Below are 17,230 nucleotides of genomic sequence, written 5' to 3' on the forward strand. Positions count from 1 at the left end.
CGTCGTCAGTCGCGTCGGGCGAGTACGGCGACCCGGGGCAGCGCCTCCGGGTCGGGTACCGGGGTGAGCAGGTCGTCGATGGCGGCGACGTGGCTCGTCGTCCAGCCGGCGTCGGCCAGGGCGGAGAGCACGTCGGCCACGGGGTGGGCGGTGTTGGTGATCGTCGTGGTGAAGGGGGCCGTGCGGCCGTCGTCGGTGCGCAGCTCCCCGGTGACGTGCAGCGGGCGGCGGTCGCCGTCGAGCGGGCCCCGGGACACCTCGACCGAGACGGTGCCGTCCTGCCGGGCGACCGGGGGGACGTCGGCGAGGAGTCCCCTCGTCGTGGACATGTCGAAGCCGAACCAGCCGCCCGGCGCGACCGCCCGGTGCACGCAGCGCAGGTAGGCGCGGACCCGGTCGATGTCGCCGACGTGGTTGAGGACGTCGTACGTGGAGACCGCGAACGCGCAGGGGTGCGGCACCTCGAAGTCCGCGGCGTCCGCGGCGATGAGTACCGCGTCGGTGCCGGCCAGCCGTTCCCGGGCGCGGGCGATCATCGCCGCGGAGACGTCGACCCCGACGACCCGGTAGCCGGCGGCGGCGAACCGGGCGGCCACGATGCCGGTGCCGCAGCCGACATCCAGCAGGCTCAGCTCCGACCCGGGTGCGACGTGCGCGTGCAGCCGCAGCCACGCCTCGCCCATCCGCTCGGGGTACGGCGCCCAGAAGCGGTCATACGCCGTGACGAAGGCGTCAACGTACTCGGCCATCGGGTTGCCTTTCGTAGTGCCGGACGGTGGAACTGGCCAACGGGACGAGCGCGGCCACGAAGATCACCGCGGCCAGGGCGAGCAGGGCCGTCCGCACGCCGATCGCGGGCACGACGAGACCGGCGGCGATCATGACGGGCGGGCCCAGTCCCACCGCCCCCAGCCACTCGTACGCGCTCACGCGGGACATCGCCTCCGTCGGCACCTCGGACTGGACGGTCGTCTCCCACAGCACGCCGAAGACGTCGAAGGCCACCCCGGCCAGCACGGCGGCGAGGATCACGAGCGGCAGGGCGGCACCGGCTCCGAGCAGCAGCGCCGGCAGCCCCAGCAGCGACACGGCGAGGACGGCCGTACGCAGGGGGCGGGTCGTCCTGATCCGCATCGCCACCAGCACGCCGGCGAACATGCCGACCGCGTACCCGGCCAGGACGCCGGACCAGGCGCCCGCGCCGCCCAGGTGCGCCCTGGCGAGCAGCGGCCCCGCGAGCCCGAGGGTGACCCCGACGGCGGCGTTGACCACCGCTGCGGCGAGCACGATCTGCCACAGCCATCGCCGCCGGACGAACTCGCGCCAGCCGTCGCGCAGTTCGGCCGGCAGGTTCCGCCCGGCCGGCCGGGTCGTCGCGGCGAGGCGCAGCCGCGCGAGGAGTCCGGCGGCGACGGCGAACGTTGCGGCGTCGAGGGCCAGCGCCCAGCCCGGTCCCAGCCAGGTGATCAGCGCGCCGCCCGCCGTGAAGCCCGCCACCGTGGCGGTGTTCGTGCCGAGCCGCAGCAGGGCGTTGCCGCGCTGGCGCGCCTGCGGCGCGACGAGTTCGGCGGTCAGTCCGTTGAGCGAGGGCAGCAGCAGCGCGGAGGCGGTGCCGGCGACGGCCGCGCAGACGGCGAGGGCGGCGACGCTGGCCCGCCCGCTCAGGACGAGGACGGTCATCGCGCCGTACGCCGTACCGCACATCAGTTCCGCCGCCACGAGTACGCGGTGGCGCGGCAGCCGGTCGCCGATGACGCCGCCGAGCAGCATCAGCGCGATCCGGGGCACCGAGATCGCGGCGAGCACGAGCGACAGCGCCGTGGGCGATCCGCCGGGAAGGTCGAGCACGGCGAAGGTCAGCGCGAGCGGGCCCATCGCGTTGCCGAAGACGGAGATCGTCCTGGCCGTGGCGAACAGGACGAACCGGCGCTCGCGCAGCGGGTCCGCCGGGCGGTCCACGGACGCGACGGTGTCGGTCATGCCCGGTCCGGGCGGACGATCGCCTGCCACCGCGCCACCGGCTCGCCGGCGTCGAGCACGTGCAGCAGCGGCCGGCGGGCCACCACGGGGCACACGTGTCCGGGCAGCACCCGCAGTTCGTCGCCCACCGCCACCGACCCCGCGTCGACCGGCCCGCCGTCGGGTGCGGTCAGCACGACACCGCTCATCCAGGTCTGGTCGGCGCCCGCCAGCAGCTCGTCGGCGTCGGTGCGCAGCACCTGCCCGTCGGTGCCGGTGACGGTCGTGGTGACGGATATCGCGACCGCCCCGGGCTCGCACTCGCCCAGCCGGGCGAAGCCGCCGTCGAGCAGCGCGTACGCCCCGGCGCAGACCTCGGTCACGCCGGCGACGTCCAGCACGCCGGCGAGGGTCGGGGTGCCCCCGACGCTGACGGCCGGGCAGGGCGACCCGGCCGCGCGGATCCGCTCGGCGACCGACACCAGCAGGCGCGCCTGGCGGCGGCCCAGGTCGGTCCGGTCGCGGGCGGCGGCGGGATCGGTGATCCCCACGTAGCCGGTGACGCCCGCCATCCGCAGCCCGCCGGTCTTCGCGACCGTGGCGGCCAGCCCCACGGCGGCGTCGGGGTCGACACCGACGCGGTGCAGGCCGGTGTCGACCTCGACGCGTACGCCGAGTTCGACGCCGTGGGCCTCGGCCGCCGCGCCGAGCCCGGCCACCGCGTCGGGGTGGTCCACGTGCACCGTCACCGCGCAGTGCCGCGCGAGCTGGGCGAACCTGGTCCACCGCCACGCGTCACGCCAGGGCCACGCCACCGCCACGTCCGTCACGCCCACCGCCAGGTAGGCCTCGGCCTCGGCCGCCGAGTGCACCGCGACGCCCACCGCGCCCGCGGCCACCTGCCGGGCGGCGATCTCGGGACTCCGGTGCCCCTTGACGTGCGCGCGCAGGGCGACGCCGGCCTCGGCCACCCGCCGGCCGTACCGCGCGACGTTCGCGTCCAGCCGGGCCAGGTCGACGGTCACCCGCGGCGTCATTCGCCGCGCCCGTGCCAGGCGTCCGGCGGGAAGGAGAACGCCGCGTCGCCGCCGGCGAGCATCGCCGCCTGACGGTCCCGCTCGGCGGGATGCGGCACGCCGACGCCGGAGACGCCGAGGAAGGCCTCGTCCGGCCAGGACAGCCCGAGGGCGTCCTCGACGGGCGCGTCGCGGGTGGCGGCGGTGAAGAACGTCCCGAGCCCGAGCGCCGTCGCGGTGAGGTACACGGTCTGGCTCAGATGACCGACGTCGAGCAGGAGCGCCCGGTACGCGCGGGCGGCCGGGTACTTCCACACGGTCCGGTCGAGCACCGCCGCGTACATCAGCAGGAAGCCGGCCTGGGCGGCGTGCGGCTGCCCGCCGCACCACTCGCGCAGCCGGTCCTCGGCGGGGGCGGGCGCGAGGCGCACCAGCTCGTGGCGGCGCACCGCGTAGTGGTAGATCCCGGGTTCCAGCCCCGCCACGTCGCGGACCACCGGGTAGACCTCGACCGGGTGGCGGGCCCCGCCGGAGGGAACGGTCTTGAGCAGCGCCGTCCCGACCCCGGAGACGTCCACCTCGCGCCGCACCCCGGCCGTCCAGCGCAGCAGGGCGGCGAACGCGGGCAGTGGCACCGGGCGGTCCGGGTCGAACCATCGGGTCGAGCGCCGGGCCGCGAGGACCGTGGTGAAGTCGACGACGGGCGGGTCGGCGGGGGGCAGGGCGATGCGTGGCCCGTCGTGCTCCCTGACCGGATCCGGCTGGCCGGACTTGGCGCGCAGCACCGCCGCGTCCTGCGCCGCCGAGCGGAAGACGTCGCTGCCGAGCGTACGGCTGGCCAGGTGGTAGTAGGTGGCTGCCGGTCCCAGGTCGCGCCACGCGCCGAGGCGTTCCTCCCGGGCGTGCTCCGGCGAACCCTCGGCGACGAGCACGTGGGCGTCGAGGAGCTGCTGCGCGAGTCGGCCTTCGGGCTCGGCCCAGTCGGCGTAGTCGCGCAGCAGCCTCTCCGCCTCCACAGTCAACGCGAACTGCCGGTGCCTCAGCGGGTCGTCGCAGACCAGTTGACCGTCACGCCACAGGAAGACGACCAGCCGCGACACACGGACACGCATGACTACTCAGGCTTCGACCGGTCAGACCTCGACCGGAGGCTCCAGGCAGGTCAGTTCCTGGTCGTAGTCGTCGGACGCCACCGGCTCGAAGGCCTCGATCTGCTCGGTCATGCGGGAGCTCCCCTCACTAATCGGCGTTGATCACTGCGATGCACCGTATCAGACCGTCCACTGTGAACACACCCGTCGGCGCGGAGCGGGTCGGCTCGCTCCCGCGCCGCCTCAGACCTCGTGGACCTCCAGCACCCGGGTGGTCGGGGCGGCGTCGCCCAGTTCTTCGCGCAACGCCGCCCGCTCCGGGTCGGCCAGGAAACCGTCGTAGCCGTCGCGGGTGTCGAACCGGATCAGGTGCACCTCCGTACGCCCGTCGCCGGTGCGCTGCCGACGCTCCAGCCGCCCGCCGTGCCGCCCGAGCAGGCCGAGCACCGCGTCCTCGTACCGCTGACCGGCCTCGACCGAGTCGGGGGCCAGCTCCACCAGCGCCACCAGGCGCACGGCGGCGGCCGGGTCGGTGACCAGCGACTTGAAGAAGTGGTGGTCGACGTGGCCGCCGGGGATGCCCTCCCGGCGGCCCGTGTCGAGGTAGCCGTGCCGGCGGTAGAACTCCGGTGCCTGGAACGAGAACGAGGAGACCGAGATCTCCGTGCAGCCGCGCCGGCGGGCCTCGTCCTCGGCGGCCCGCAGCAGCCGGCCGCCCCAGCCCTCGGCGCGGCGGTCCTCACGCACCCACACCATGTTGATCCCGGCGCAGCCGCCCCAGGTCCACCCGGTCAGGCCGGCCACCAGCTCGCCGCCGGCGTCGTCGACCCGGACGCAGAGGCCGGCCTCGTCGTCCGCACCGGTCGCCCGGTTGTTGAAGACGGTCAGCTCGGCGTCGAGCCGCCCCTGGAGTTCCTTGTCCTCGCCGAGCACGCGCAGGAGGGCGCCGGCGTCGTTCCCCGTGGTGGTCATGCGGCGGAGTATCGCAGCGCCCCGCCCCCGGTGACACCGCAAATCCGGCGGCGCCGCCTGCCGGGCGGGCCCCGCTATCCGGCGATGCCGACCGCCTCGGCGCTGGCCGCCCAGAGCCGGGCGGCGAGCTGCGGGTCGGTCGCCTTGGGCAGCGGTCGGCGTAGCCGCCGGTCGAGGTGGTAGCCGCCCGTCACCAGCCGCTCCGGGTCCTGGTTGGCCAGCCAGACCAGCGTCTCCGCGCCCTTCTCCGGGCTGCGCAGCGGCAGGATCCGCATGCCCAGGGCGACCAGCCGGTTGTCGTTGCCGAACCGGCTGCGCACCACCCCCGGATGGAAGGAGTACGCGGGGATCTCCGGCCAGCGCCGGGCCGCCTCGGCCGTGAAGAGGATGTTCGCCTGCTTGCTGGTGCCGTACGCCTGCATGGGCCGGTAGCGGCGCAGCGCGGCGTTCAGGTCGGCCGGGTCGAGCACGCCGCTGCGGTGCGCGCCCGAGGCGGTCACCACCATCCGGCCGATCCGGTCGCGCAGCAGGTTGCTGAGCAGGAACGGGGCCAGGTGGTTGGCCTGGATCGACAGCTCGAAGCCGTCGACCGTGGTGAGCGGCTGGAGCGCGATCGCCCCGGCGTTGTTGGCGAGCACGTCGATCCGGTCGTACGCCTCGCGCAGCTTGCCGGCCAGCCGGCGGACGTCGTCCAGCACCGCGAAGTCGGCCCGGAACAGCTCCGGTCGCTCGCCGGACGCCTCCCGCACCTGTTCCGCCGCGGCCTGCAGCCGGGCCGGGTCCCGGCCGACCAGTACCACCTGGTCACCGCGGCGCGCCAGGTCGACGGCGGCCGCCAGCCCGATGCCGGAACTGGCCCCGGTCACCACCACGATCCGACGCCCAGTGAGATCTTCCACAGGTCCATTCACCCCGGTCACGGCACGAGGTTACCGTGGCGTCACAAAGACCTTTGGGATCGTCAAGCCCTCGCATTTCGTCAGGTGACGTCGGCGTGCCCGCGCACGCTGGAAGGAGCGCATCCATGGCCGCAGTCGGTCGCCCCCGTCGGTCCTGCCTCGCGGTACCCGGCTCCAGCGTCAAGATGCTCGGCAAGGCCCAGGGGCTCCCGGCCGACCAGGTCTTCCTGGACCTGGAGGACTCGGTCGCCCCGCTCGCCAAGCCCGATGCCCGAAAGAACATCGTCGCGGCGCTCAACGAGGGCGACTGGTCGGGCAAGACCCGCGTCGTCCGGGTCAACGACCTGACCACGCCGTGGACCTACCGGGACGTCATCGACGTGGTGGAGGGCGCCGGCGCCAACCTCGACTGCGTCATGCTGCCGAAGGTGCAGAACGCGGCCCAGGTGCAGTGGCTCGACATGACCCTGACCCAGCTGGAGAAGACGCTCGGCCTGGAGGTCGGCCGGATCGGCATCGAGGCGCAGATCGAGAACGCCGCCGGCCTGGTCAACATCGACGCCATCGCGGCCGCCTCGCCCCGGGTCGAGACCATCATCTTCGGTCCGGCCGACTTCATGGCCTCGATCAACATGAAGTCCCTGGTGGTCGGCGCGCTCATCCCGGACTACCCGGGCGACCCCTACCACTACATCCTCATGCGCATCCTGATGGCGGCCCGGATGCACGACAAGCAGGCCATCGACGGCCCGTTCCTGCAGATCCGCGACGTGGACGCGTTCCGCGAGGTGGCCAAGCGCTCGGCGGCGCTCGGCTTCGACGGCAAGTGGGTGCTGCACCCGGGCCAGATCGACGCCGCGAACGAGGTCTACTCGCCGGCCCAGGCCGACTACGACCACGCCGAGCTGATCCTCGACGCGTACGAGCACTACACGTCGGAGGCGGGCGGCCGGCTGGGCGCGGTGATGCTCGGCGACGAGATGATCGACGAGGCGTCCCGCAAGATGGCCCTCGTGGTGGCGGCGAAGGGCCGGGCCGCGGGCATGACCCGCACCTCGTCCTTCACCCCGCCGGCGGAGTAGCCCCCGCCCCTCCCGACATCCGTGCCGCCCCGGTCCGCGCCGGGGCGGCACCGTCGCGTCAGTAGTTGGTGCCGCCGGTGTCGGCCTGGGAGATCGCGAAGACGATGATCGCCACGTAGAAGAGGACCACCAGCAGGTAGAGGCCGGTGACGATCCAGCCGACGATGATGCCGGCCTTCGCCATGCCCTCGCCGCCCTCGCCGGTCTCCCGGATCTGCTTCTGCGCGACGTGGCCGAGGATCGCGCCGATCGGCGCGGTGATGCAGGAGCCGATGCCGACCAGGGCGAGCACCAGTGCGGCGATGGCCAGGCCGTTGGTCCTCAACGAAGGCGCGTAGCCGTAGTTCGGGTAGGCCGGCGGGTAGGCGGCGGGCCCGGGCTGCCCGGCGGCGTGCTTCATCCCGGCGTACGGGTCGCCGCCCGCGTACGGGTCCGGGGCGTACGGGTCGGCCGACGCGTACGGGTCGGGGCCGGTGGGCTGGGCGGGGACGGGTTGACCGCTCACCGGGCGGGCGGGGTCGGCGGGCGGGCTCGACTGCTGGCCCGACCACGCCGGGTCGTTCCAGCCGCCGGAGGGCGGGGGATATGTCATTCGTCTGCTCCGTTGGGGTGCGGGGGGTGCGCCCGTCAGGGTAGTCAGCCCTGGCCAAAGCCCGGGGTGTCGCCACCGGGTGTGCCGCGTTGCCCGGGCCGGAGGAAGCGGGCAGGATCCTGGCATGGTGATTGACGCGCGAGCCGCGGACCGCTCCGGCAGCCGACCGAGACGGGACGCGAGCCGCCCCGGCGTGGCCCGGCGCACCCGCGCCGCCGCCCAGCCGGGCACCGCCGGCATCGACGAGCCCGCGCCGCTGCCGGACCCGGTGACCATGCGCCTCGACGGGAAGGTCGCCCTGGTCACCGGGGCGGGCAGCCCGGACGGCATCGGGTACGCGACGGCCCGCCGGCTGGCCGACCTCGGTGCCCGGGTGGCCATCGTCTCCACCACCCGACGCATCCACGACCGGGCCGGCGAGCTGGGCGTGACCGGCTTCGTCGCCGACCTCACCGACGAGTCGGAGGTGGGCGCGCTCGCCGACGCGGTCGCCGAGCAGCTCGGGGACGTCGAGGTGCTGGTCAACAACGCCGGTCTGGCCAGCCGGGCCAGCCCCGAGGTGCTGCGCCCGGTCGCCCAGCTCAGCTACGACGAGTGGCGCGGTGAGATCGACCGCAACCTCACCACCGCGTTCCTGTGCAGCCGGGCCTTCATCGGCGGCATGGCCGAGCGGGGCTGGGGCCGGATCGTCAACCTGTCGGCCACCGCCGGGCCGGTCAACGCCCTGCCCACCGAGGCGGCCTACGCGGCGGCCAAGGCGGGCGTGGTCGGGCTGACCCGGGCGCTGGCGATGGAGATGATCGCCGACGGGGTGACCGTCAACGCCGTCGCACCGGGCACCATCCACACCGCGGCCTCCACGGTGGCGGAGATCCGGCAGGGCCTCGGTACCCCGGTCGGCCGCCCCGGCACGCCGGACGAGGTGGCCGCGGCGATCGTCTTCCTCTGCTCGCCGGCCGCCTCGTACATCACCGGACAGATGCTGGTGGTGGACGGCGGCAACAGCGTCCGTGAGGCCGAGTTCCGCTGATCTGCGGGGCTCAGTAGTTGGGGCCGTTGTTGCCGGCGAGGGCGATCAGCGCGATCCAGCCGCAGCAGCCCAGCACGCCGAGCCCGGTGATGACGTAGCTGAGGATGAGGCCCCACGTGGCGAGCTGGTCACCCTCCTCGCCCGTCGTGCGGATCTGCCGCTTGGCCAGGTGCCCGAGGACGATGCCGACCGGGGAGAAGACGAACGCGAAGACCAGCGAGAGGATGGCCAGCACGTTCGTCCCGCCGGCCCGGGGACCGGACGGCGGGCCGTACTGCCCGTAGGGCGTCTGCGGGGTGTACGGGGGCTGGTGTCCCCACTGCTGCCCGTGCGGCGGTTCGCCGGGCTGCTCGTAGCTGGGCTGCTCGTAGCTGGGCTGCCCGTACGCGGGCTGCTCGTGGGACGGCGCTTCGTAGGACGGCTGCTCGTAGGACGGCGGCCCGTACGACGGTGGCTCCGGTGGGGGCTCGTAGCTCGACGGGTCGTGCCCCGGCGGGGGCTCCCAGGGTGACGGCGGCCGGTCCGGATCGGGCGGGCCCGATGGCGGTGGCTGGCTCACGGTCTCCTCCTGCCGGTGGCGGATCGCGTCCCTCTTGCCGGACGCTACCCGCAGCGGTGAACCTTTTCACAGCGGTTGTGTGGACTGGTCACCTTGGCCTCGACCGCCGTGCGGCCAATACTGGCGAAGCGTTCAGTTACCCATGAGTAAGGCGCCGACCCCCGGAGGCTGAGATGGCCCGACTCGCCCAGACGCCCGGCCTGACCGATGTGCAACGGTCGATCCTGGAGACCGTCCGGGAGTTCGCCGACAAGGAGATCATCCCGCACGCACAGCGGCTGGAGCACGCCGACGAGTACCCGAGCGACATCCTCGACGGGATGCGCGAGATGGGCCTCTTCGGTCTCACCATCGACGAGGAGTACGGCGGGCTCGGCGAGTCCCTGCTCACCTACGCGCTGGTGGTCGAGGAGCTGTCGCGGGGCTGGATGTCGATCTCCGGCATCGTCAACACCCACTTCATCGTGGCCTACCTGATCTCCCAGCACGGCTCCGCCGAGCAGAAGGCCCGGCTGCTGCCGAAGATGGCGACCGGCGAGGTGCGCGGCGCCTTCTCGATGTCCGAGCCGGAGTGCGGCTCCGACGTCTCCGCGATCAAGTCGAAGGCCGTCCGCGACGGCGACCGGTACGTCATCAACGGCCAGAAGATGTGGCTGACCAACGGGGCGTACTCGTCGGTGGTGGCGACCCTGGTCAAGACCGACACCGGCGCCGACTCGGTCTACGGCAACATGAGCACCTTCCTGCTGGAGAAGGAGCCCGGCTTCGGCGAGACCGCGCCCGGCCTGACCATCCCCGGCAAGATCGACAAGATGGGCTACAAGGGCGTCGAGACCACCGAGATGGTGCTCGACGGCGTGACCGTTCCCGAGTCCGCCGTCCTCGGCGGCGCGGAGAAGGTCGGCCGCGGCTTCTACCAGATGATGGACGGCATCGAGGTCGGTCGGGTCAACGTGGCCGCCCGCGCCTGCGGCATCTCCATCCGCGCCTTCGAACTCGCCGTCGCGTACGCCCAGCAGCGCCACACCTTCGGCCAGCCGCTCGCGAAGCACCAGGCCGTCGCCTTCAAGCTCGCCGAGATGGGCACCAAGATCGAGGCGGCCCACGCGCTCATGGTCAACGCCGCCCGCCTCAAGGACGCCGGCCAACGCAACGACGTCGAGGCCGGCATGGCCAAGCTGCTCGCCTCGGAATACTGCGCCGAGGTCGTCCAGGAGGCGTTCCGCATCCACGGCGGCTACGGCTACTCCAAGGAGTACGAGATCGAGCGGCTGATGCGCGAGGCCCCGTTCCTGCTCATCGGCGAGGGCACCTCGGAGATCCAGAAGACGATCATCTCCCGCGGCCTGCTCAAGCAGTACAAGCTCTGAGGTGAGGAAGGGCACCTTCCTGACGCCTCAGGTAGAGGAAGGGGCCCTTCCTCTACCTGAGGCGTCGGCACCGGCGGCGGGTTCCGGTGCGGTGACCGGCCCCGCCGCCAGCACCCGCGGTCGTTCCCGGTAGGCCTCGATCGCGGCGGCCAGGCGCTGCTCCGGCACCGCCACGTCCCGGCCGCCGACCACCGGCGCCGGCTCCAGCGACCGCCACACCCTCGGCCGCAGCCGCACCCCGGCGAGCCGGCCGTCCTCCCGGTGCAGGCTCACCCGGTCGATGTTGGACCAGTCGTACCGGCGGCGGCCGTGCCGGATCCCGCTCGCCGTCAGCGCCAACCGACCGGTGAACCGCACGCCGGAATAGGCGACGAAACCGCCCGCCGCCGCCAATCCGACCAGGAGCACCAGCCGTACGCCCCGGGCCCACTGCGGGTCGGCGGGCAGCGCCATCGTCACCACCAGCGTCGCCGCCGTCGCCCAGGCCAGGGCGGTGACGAGGCCGACCCAGCCGGCCAGGGACCGCCGAGCGACCAGACCGGGCTCCGTGCCGTCCAGGCCGGCCACCCGTTCCCGCCAGACCAGCCGGGCGTCCTGCCGCGGACACCACCGCCGCAGCAGCGCGGTCACACCGACGAAGAGCCAGAAGACACAGACATCGGGCTCGAACCGGGGAACCCGGAACAGCGCGGCGGCCACCGTCACCGCCACCATTGCGGCCACCGTCGCGGCCAGCAGCCGGCGGGACCAGAGCCCGTCGTCGCGCTTCGGCAGCCGGCCGGACAGGCGGACAGACATGACCGCAGGGTACGAGCCGTCGACAACGTGCGGGCCTGACCCACCGCCCAGCCGACTCGTACAACCGCCACGGCGCGGGACTGACCGCCGTGCCGGGACTTCCCGAGCCCGATCAGCCCAGCCGGGTCAGGCCGGCGGCGGCGCGCTCGACGATCAGGCAACGATCCTCGACGTAGTCGACGCCCGCCTGCGTGGCGATCCGCCGCGCCTCGGCCGAGACGATGCCGAGCTGCAACCAGACCGCCGGAGCGCCGACCGCCACCGCCTCGCGCACCACGTCGACCGCGTCCTGCGCCGGCCGGAACACGTCGACCAGGTCCACGGGGTGCGGGATGTCGGCAAGGGACCGGTAGACCCGCTCGCCGAAGAGCTCGTCGGCCGTCGGGTTCACCGGGATGATCCGCCAGCCGTACCGCTGCATCTGCAACGGCACGCTGTGCGCGGCCTTGCGCGGGTCGCGGGACGCGCCCACGACGGCGATCACGGCGGAGTCGGCGAGGATCTGCTGAGCGGAACGCACCCGTCGACTCTAACCCCGCCGCTCAGCCCCCGCCCGCGAGCGCGCTGCGCAGCCGCGCGGGCTCCCGCGACCTCTACAGGAGAGTGAGCTGCTCGGCGGGCGGCGGCGCGGGCGCCGGTCCGGTGCGGCGGTGGTCGTCGCCGCGCTCGCCCCGGGGCAGCCCGTGCCGGCGTGCCGCGATGCGCACCCGCGCCGTCAGTTCCCGCTGGTAGGACTGCGGGGCGTACGCGCCGGAGCGGTAGAGCTCGCGGTAGCGGGGGACCAGGTGCGGGAACTCGCGGCCCAGCCAGCGCGCGTACCACTCCCGGGCACCCGGGCGCAGGTGCAGCGCCAGTGGCGTCGCGCTGGTCGCCCCGGCGGCGGCGATGGCCGCCACGGTCGCGTCGATCGACTCGTCGTCGTCGCTGAGCCCGGGCAGGATCGGCGCCATCAGCACGCTCACCTCGAAGCCGGCGTCGGCCAGCGCCCGTACGGCGTCCAGCCGCCGCCTCGGGCTGGGGGTCCCCGGCTCCACCGCCCGCCAGAGCCGCTCGTCGACGAAGCCCACCGAGTACGACACGCCGACCCGGGTGACCTCGGCGGCCTGGCGCAGCAGCGGCAGGTCACGCAGGATCAGCGTGCCCTTCGTGAGGATCGAGAACGGGTTCGCGAAGTCGCGCAGGGCCGCGATGATCTGCGGCATGAGCTGGTAGCGCCCCTCGGCCCGCTGGTAGCAGTCGACGTTGGTGCCCATCGCGACGGGCGCGCCCCGCCAACGCGGTGCGGCCAGCTCCCGCCGGACCAGCTCACCGGCGTTGACCTTGACGATGACCTTCCGGTCGAAGTCCTCCCCGGCGTCGAGGTCGAGATAGGTGTGCGTGTTCCGCGCAAAGCAGTATTTGCATGCATGACTGCATCCGCGGTAGGGGTTGATCGTCCACTCGAACGGGACCCGGGACGTGCCGGGCACCTTGTTGATGATCGACTTGGCCTGCACCTCGTAGAACGTCATGCCGGCGAAGCCCGGCGTGTCGAAGGTGCGGGCGACCGCTCCGGGCAGCGCCAGCGGCAGGGGTGGTGTCGCTGGCGCTGCCCGGTCGGGGACTCCCTCGTCCGGGGGAGCGGCGAGGTTGTCCCAGCGCATGGCCCTCATTCGAACACGCGTACGAGCAGAGCGCAAGCGACCCGCCGTGTTCCCGCCCACCTCGCGACACCGCGCGCGCCTGGCGGGTGGAGGATGGAGGGCATGGAGAGGTCGACGTTCGTCTACGACGGGGACTGCGCGTTCTGCACCCGGTGCGCCGAGTTCATCGACCGGCGCATCCCGACGGGCGTGCGGGTGGTGCCGTGGCAGTTCGCCGACCTCGACGCGCTCGGCCTGAGCGAGGCCGAGTGCGAGGAGGCGGTCCAGTGGGTGGGCGCCGACGGCTCCCGCGCGGCCGGCCCGGACGCCATCGCCAGGCTGCTCCGCGACAGCGGTCCGCTCTGGCGGCTCGCGGGCACCGGCCTCGCCTTCCCGCCGGTACGCGCCGCCGCCTGGCCCGCGTACCGCTGGGTGGCCCGCAACCGGCACCGGCTCCCCGGCGGCACGGCCGCCTGCGCGCTGCCGCAGGAGGCGCGGGAGCGCCTCTACGGACCGTCCGGTCGCCCGGCCGCGGACGCCTGACCCGCGAGTGCCGGCGCGGTGCCAGCGGACGCTGCGGTGTCCCGTCCCCGGCGGGTGAACAGCCGGCGCGCCCAGACGACCGGCCGGACCCGCTCCAGCGGCAGGAAGCTGGTCATCGCCGCCAGGTGCGGCGCGAACGAGATCGTGATGGTCGCGACGGTGACCAGGTGGAATGAGTAGAAGAAGCCCACCATGGCCAGCCGCCAGCGCTCCCTGAGCAGGAACACCACCGGGCTGAGCAGCTCGAAGGCGACGATGCCGAACTGGGCGACGATCAGCAGGTACGGCACCGAGGCGACCAGGTCGGCAAGCTCGGTGCCGCGGCGGAGGATCGCCCGCGCCAGCACCGAGCCGGTCAGCCAGTCCAGCCCGCCGAAGCGCAGCTTGGCCCAGGCGGCCAGGAAGTACGTGCAGATGACGGCGATCTGGGTGACCCGTAGCGCCCAGCCGCCCGCCTCGGTGCGGGTGGTGTCGCCGTGCCGGGCCCGCCCGGCGGTGGGCAGCACGGCCAGCGCGACGAGCAGGCCGAACCGGTCGTGGTCGACCTTGCCGTAGCTCATCGCGACGATCATCCACTCGAAGTAGAGCGCGAAGACCGCCCAGCCGAGCAGGCGTGGTGCCCGGCCGGTCGCGGCGAGCAGGGCGAGCAGCAGCAGGGCCCAGAAGACGACGGTGACCAGGGTCTGGGTCGGCGTCGGCAGGGGCAGCACCCGGCCGACCAGCAGCGGCTGGTAGAGCTCGCCGGGCACCGCCACCCGGGTGCGTACCCAGGGCGTGAAGACGACCAGGTCGGCGGCGACGAAGAGGTAGATCAGCGTGCGGAAGGCGGCCACCCGGCCGCGGGGCACCGCCTCGGTCAACCAGCGGCTCATCGGTCCGCCTGCCAGGCGACCACGGTCTCGTCGGTCCAGCGGCCGGTGGGTCGCCCGTCGCGGATGCCGTGCCAGCGGATGACGATGCGGACCTCGACCAGCGCCGCCGCGTCCGGGTGGCGCTCGGCGTACGCGTCGGCGACCTCGGCGAGCAGCGCGGGGTCGGCGGCGTAGCGGCTCTGCTGGCCCTCGATCTCGGCCCGGCGGATGCCGGTGGCCCGCTCGCCCAGGTCGACGACCGCTCCGCTGCCGTCCACGCCCTCGACGCGGGTGTCCGGGGCGGGGGAGTTCGGCGGGTTGGACGTGGAGTACATCCGGAACGGGCCGAACGGGAAGTGGTCGTCGGTGCCCCAGACGGTGCCGGCCGCCAGGACGGCCAGGCCGAGGGCGGAGGCGGCGAGCCGGGCGGCGCGACCGCGGGTGGTCAAGGTTTCCATCGGGTCGTGACGATACGGGATGTACCGCCCGCCTCGGCTCCCTCCGACGGCCACTTCCCGCTGGCCGGCGGGCCAGGGCTGCCGCGTTTCGGGCGCAGGGCGGAGATGCGTGTGCCGGCCGCTCCCCGTCACCGCCCGGGTGGACGACGACGGCCGGGCCCGTCGGGGCCCAGCCGTCGTGGAGCACTGCGGCTCAGTGGCTGTGTCCGGCCAGCTTCTCGCGGACGTCGTCCATGTCGAGGGCCTGGACCTGCTCGATCAGGTTCTCCAGGGCGGACTCGGGGAGAGCGCCGGGCTGGGCGAAGACGATGACGCCGTCGCGGATCGCCATGATGGTCGGGATCGAGCGGACGTCGAACTTGGCGGCCAGCTCCTGCTGCGCCTCGGTGTCGACCTTGCCGAACACGATCTCGGAGTGCTTGTCGGAGGAGCGCTCGTAGACCGGGGCGAACCGCTTGCACGGGCCACACCAGTCGGCCCAGAAGTCGACCAGCACGATGCCGTCGCTGCCGGTCACCTCGTCGAAGTTTGCCGTGGTCAGCTCTACGGTTGCCATGAAAGTCTCCGATCGGCGCGGAATAGCTACGTCTGGTGGAACCGGGGCGTACCTCGTGGAATTCCCGGCCCGCTTCCGCCGAAACGTGCTCGTCACGGCGTTGCGCAGGTCACGTTCACATCGATGACGATGGTTGCTGCTCGCCGTTGCGGTACGCAAGTGCACGACGCATTTGCGTGACCGGTCGTGATGGGAGCGTTTCCAGGGAGATCGACACGATTGACCGGAACGAATGAGCAATCAGGCGGTTGACAAGCGGCAATCCGGCGTGCGGAGATCGCCGAGGTTCGGTCGGCCGAGCACGCACAGTAGTGTTACGAAAAGGTAAATGTGACCTCCGTCTCTGTTCGGTTCGCCTTCCCGTACGGCAGAATCTTCCGCATCAGAGCGTGGGCGGCGGGTGCCGGGGAGGGCCCCGCCGCTCATTGCGTCTCCCCCCGGTTGTGGCGGTGTGACATTTCCGCACGCCACGCGCCCCGCGCCTCGCCTTAACACTCCATAAGGCATGCTGTGCCGAACTCCATCGCCGCCCGTCGAAGGGGACAAGGATGCAGTTCGGCCGCTACTACGAGGAGTTCGAGGTCGGCGCGGTCTACCGGCACTGGCCCGGCAAGACGGTCACCGAGTACGACGACCACCTCTTCTGCCTGCTCACCATGAACCACCACCCGCTGCACATGGACGCGCACTACGCCGAGACGGCGAGCCAGTTCAAGCGCAACGTGGTGGTCGGCAACTACATCTACTCCCTGCTGCTGGGCATGTCGGTGCCCGACGTCAGCGGCAAGGCCATCGCGAACCTCGAGGTGGAGTCCCTGCGGCACGTGGCGCCCACCTTCCACGGCGACACGATCTACGGCGAGACCACCGTGCTGGACAAGCGCGAGTCGTCCTCCAAGCCCGACCGGGGCGTGGTCTCCGTGGAGACCCGGGGCTACAACCAGGACGGCACGATGGTGTGCGTCTTCCGCCGCCGGGTGATGGTCCCGAAGAAGGAGTACGCGACGGCGGCGGTGCCCGAGGGCGTCGACCCGGAACGGCCCAGCTTCCCCGAGCCGCGCTGACCGACGGGCCCCTTCTCATCCGGGTTCCGGGTGGTAGGGGCCCTTCTTCCGATCCGGGGCATATGCTGGCGCCGGAGGTCCCCATGAGCCACTCCGTCGCCGGAGAGCCGTCCTCTGCCGGCCGCCGTGCCGCACCGCTGACCACCGCCGTCTACTCCGCCGCCGAGTGGGACCTGCTGACCAGCCTGCCCGGCCGCGTGATCGTGGCCGCCGCCGCGCCCGGCCCCGGAAGGCCCCATCCGGGAGTCGCCGCCGGGCTCGCCGGCCTGGACGCGGTCGCGGCCGGCCGGGCTTTCGACAGCGATCTCGTACGCGCGGTGGTCGCCGCCATCTACGCCCGGCACGACGGGGCGGGCGATCCCGTCGAGCGCCTCACCGACGTGGTGGACCTGCTGGCCGCCTGCCGCGCCGCGACCCGGGTGCTGCGGCGGCGGGCAGATCCCGCCGACTCGGCCGCGTACCGGCAATGGGTGCAGTCGGTGGCGGCCCGGGTGTGCAGGGCGGCGACGGCCGGGGCCCCGGGGCTGCCGCCGGCCCCCGCCGACCGCCGCTTCCTCGACCGGCTCGGCGGCGCGTTGGGGCTGCGCTGAACCGCCCCGGTCGCTCCGTCCCCGCTCCGGTCGACCCGGCGTCCGCCGGTCGACCTCCGCGTCCGACCCCGTTGGCCCGGCGTTCGCCCCGGTCGACCGGTGTCCGCTCCGGTTGACTCGGCGCCCGCGCGGTCGGTGCCCTCCGCGCCGGTCGGGTCCCGTGCCCGCGCCGGGGTCG

20 protein-coding genes are annotated in these 17,230 nt (G+C 73.3%); 6 read left to right on the forward strand and 14 right to left on the reverse strand.

Features of this window, described 5'->3' with window-relative positions; translation table 11 throughout:
• Positions 1-5: 5 nt before the first annotated feature.
• The 6 genes from ACPXCB_RS19045 to ACPXCB_RS19070 form a co-directional block, all read right to left on the reverse strand.
• On the reverse strand, positions 6-749 hold the full coding sequence (locus tag ACPXCB_RS19045; RefSeq protein ID WP_425876990.1) for a class I SAM-dependent DNA methyltransferase: 744 nt from the start codon (positions 747-749) through the stop codon (positions 6-8).
• Complete coding sequence (locus tag ACPXCB_RS19050) at positions 733-1,980, reverse strand: MFS transporter (protein ID WP_425876991.1); 1,248 nt, start codon at positions 1,978-1,980, stop codon at positions 733-735. Before ACPXCB_RS19050 ends, ACPXCB_RS19045 begins: the two co-directional genes overlap by 17 nt.
• The gene (locus ACPXCB_RS19055) at positions 1,977-2,996 is read right to left on the reverse strand and encodes an alanine racemase (protein ID WP_425876992.1); all 1,020 of its coding nucleotides are present in this window, start codon (positions 2,994-2,996) and stop codon (positions 1,977-1,979) included. Before ACPXCB_RS19055 ends, ACPXCB_RS19050 begins: the two co-directional genes overlap by 4 nt.
• On the reverse strand, positions 2,993-4,087 hold the full coding sequence (locus ACPXCB_RS19060; protein WP_425876993.1) for a SagB family peptide dehydrogenase: 1,095 nt from the start codon (positions 4,085-4,087) through the stop codon (positions 2,993-2,995). Before ACPXCB_RS19060 ends, ACPXCB_RS19055 begins: the two co-directional genes overlap by 4 nt.
• A 222-nt stretch (positions 4,088-4,309) precedes the next feature.
• Positions 4,310-5,038 (reverse strand): GNAT family N-acetyltransferase, encoded by a 729-nt coding sequence (locus ACPXCB_RS19065; RefSeq protein ID WP_425876994.1) that lies wholly within the window; start codon positions 5,036-5,038, stop codon positions 4,310-4,312.
• A 74-nt stretch (positions 5,039-5,112) separates the two neighbouring features.
• A complete protein-coding gene (locus tag ACPXCB_RS19070) occupies positions 5,113-5,937 on the reverse strand; it encodes an SDR family NAD(P)-dependent oxidoreductase (protein ID WP_425876995.1) in 825 nt (274 codons plus the stop codon).
• A gap of 125 nt (positions 5,938-6,062) precedes the next feature.
• On the opposite strand from ACPXCB_RS19070, the gene ACPXCB_RS19075 reads away from it, so the two are divergent.
• Positions 6,063-7,019, forward strand: a complete 957-nt coding sequence (locus ACPXCB_RS19075) for an HpcH/HpaI aldolase/citrate lyase family protein (RefSeq protein ID WP_425876996.1) — start codon at positions 6,063-6,065, stop codon at positions 7,017-7,019.
• A gap of 58 nt (positions 7,020-7,077) precedes the next feature.
• Here ACPXCB_RS19075 and ACPXCB_RS19080 read toward each other — a convergent pair whose 3' ends face one another.
• The gene (locus ACPXCB_RS19080) at positions 7,078-7,611 is read right to left on the reverse strand and encodes a DUF4190 domain-containing protein (protein ID WP_425876997.1); all 534 of its coding nucleotides are present in this window, start codon (positions 7,609-7,611) and stop codon (positions 7,078-7,080) included.
• 124 nt (positions 7,612-7,735) lie between these two features.
• On the opposite strand from ACPXCB_RS19080, the gene ACPXCB_RS19085 reads away from it, so the two are divergent.
• Entirely contained in the window at positions 7,736-8,641 is a 906-nt protein-coding gene (locus tag ACPXCB_RS19085; protein WP_151454935.1) for an SDR family NAD(P)-dependent oxidoreductase, read from the forward strand.
• 10 nt (positions 8,642-8,651) lie between these two features.
• Here the strand turns inward: ACPXCB_RS19085 and ACPXCB_RS19090 are convergent, their stop codons facing one another.
• On the reverse strand, positions 8,652-9,200 hold the full coding sequence (locus tag ACPXCB_RS19090; RefSeq protein WP_425876998.1) for a DUF4190 domain-containing protein: 549 nt from the start codon (positions 9,198-9,200) through the stop codon (positions 8,652-8,654).
• Positions 9,201-9,373: 173 nt separating this feature from the next.
• Between ACPXCB_RS19090 and ACPXCB_RS19095 the strand changes: the two genes are divergently transcribed.
• Positions 9,374-10,570: an acyl-CoA dehydrogenase family protein gene (locus ACPXCB_RS19095; protein ID WP_311410657.1), complete on the forward strand. Its 1,197-nt coding sequence runs from the start codon at positions 9,374-9,376 to the stop codon at positions 10,568-10,570.
• A gap of 27 nt (positions 10,571-10,597) precedes the next feature.
• Here the strand turns inward: ACPXCB_RS19095 and ACPXCB_RS19100 are convergent, their stop codons facing one another.
• From ACPXCB_RS19100 to ACPXCB_RS19110, 3 genes are all read right to left on the reverse strand, one after another.
• The gene (locus ACPXCB_RS19100; protein WP_425876999.1) at positions 10,598-11,368 is read right to left on the reverse strand and encodes a hypothetical protein; all 771 of its coding nucleotides are present in this window, start codon (positions 11,366-11,368) and stop codon (positions 10,598-10,600) included.
• A 112-nt stretch (positions 11,369-11,480) separates the two neighbouring features.
• Positions 11,481-11,888, reverse strand: a complete 408-nt coding sequence (locus tag ACPXCB_RS19105) for a CoA-binding protein (RefSeq protein WP_425877000.1) — start codon at positions 11,886-11,888, stop codon at positions 11,481-11,483.
• 73 nt (positions 11,889-11,961) lie between these two features.
• Positions 11,962-13,011, reverse strand: coding sequence for an Rv2578c family radical SAM protein (locus ACPXCB_RS19110; protein ID WP_425877061.1), 1,050 nt, complete (start codon positions 13,009-13,011; stop codon positions 11,962-11,964).
• Positions 13,012-13,113: 102 nt separating this feature from the next.
• Between ACPXCB_RS19110 and ACPXCB_RS19115 the strand changes: the two genes are divergently transcribed.
• Positions 13,114-13,533, forward strand: a complete 420-nt coding sequence (locus tag ACPXCB_RS19115) for a thiol-disulfide oxidoreductase DCC family protein (protein ID WP_425877001.1) — start codon at positions 13,114-13,116, stop codon at positions 13,531-13,533.
• Here the strand turns inward: ACPXCB_RS19115 and ACPXCB_RS19120 are convergent.
• The 3 genes from ACPXCB_RS19120 to trxA all read right to left on the reverse strand — a co-directional run bounded on the left by ACPXCB_RS19120 (position 13,497) and on the right by trxA (position 15,398).
• Positions 13,497-14,405, reverse strand: coding sequence for an HTTM domain-containing protein (locus ACPXCB_RS19120; protein ID WP_425877002.1), 909 nt, complete (start codon positions 14,403-14,405; stop codon positions 13,497-13,499). The genes ACPXCB_RS19115 and ACPXCB_RS19120 overlap by 37 nt on opposite strands.
• Entirely contained in the window at positions 14,402-14,842 is a 441-nt protein-coding gene (locus tag ACPXCB_RS19125; RefSeq protein ID WP_425877003.1) for a hypothetical protein, read from the reverse strand. Before ACPXCB_RS19125 ends, ACPXCB_RS19120 begins: the two co-directional genes overlap by 4 nt.
• Positions 14,843-15,035: 193 nt before the next feature.
• Positions 15,036-15,398, reverse strand: a complete 363-nt coding sequence (trxA, locus tag ACPXCB_RS19130) for a thioredoxin (RefSeq protein WP_151454943.1) — start codon at positions 15,396-15,398, stop codon at positions 15,036-15,038.
• A 548-nt stretch (positions 15,399-15,946) separates the two neighbouring features.
• Here trxA and ACPXCB_RS19135 point away from each other — a divergent pair.
• On the forward strand, positions 15,947-16,462 hold the full coding sequence (locus tag ACPXCB_RS19135; protein WP_132231598.1) for a MaoC family dehydratase: 516 nt from the start codon (positions 15,947-15,949) through the stop codon (positions 16,460-16,462).
• 62 nt (positions 16,463-16,524) lie between these two features.
• Positions 16,525-17,052 (forward strand): hypothetical protein, encoded by a 528-nt coding sequence (locus ACPXCB_RS19140; protein WP_192581417.1) that lies wholly within the window; start codon positions 16,525-16,527, stop codon positions 17,050-17,052.
• Positions 17,053-17,230 lie beyond the last annotated feature (178 nt).

The organism is Micromonospora sp. DT62 (assembly GCF_049847285.1).
In the GTDB taxonomy this organism is placed as follows: Bacteria; Actinomycetota; Actinomycetes; order Mycobacteriales; family Micromonosporaceae; genus Micromonospora; species Micromonospora reichwaldensis.